Below are 217 nucleotides of genomic sequence, written 5' to 3'. Positions count from 1 at the left end.
CTGGCGGCCTGCCTGAAGTCTATCGCAAGTCAGGATTACCCAGGGCGATTGCAGGTCTACGTGGTCGACGACGGCTCTGCAAATGTCGGCGCAGTGGCCGCGGTCCACGCGAGCTACGCGTATGACCCGAGATTCACCATCATTCTGCTGCCAAGCAATGTTGGAAAACGCAAGGCGCAGATCGCAGCGATTCGCCGCTCATTCGGCGATCTCGTGC

The 217-nt window shown here is 59.9% G+C and carries 1 protein-coding gene; it reads left to right on the top strand.

The annotated features are described in order from the left end of the window. Positions 1 to 217 (top strand): glycosyltransferase family 2 protein (locus AC0L27_RS41580; RefSeq protein ID WP_473323966.1); only part of this gene is annotated, 217 nt, incomplete at both ends.

This window comes from Bradyrhizobium sp. Ken51 (assembly GCF_055807435.1).
Note: the sequence above shows the minus strand (reverse complement) of the source record. Positions and strands in the feature narration are given on the sequence as shown.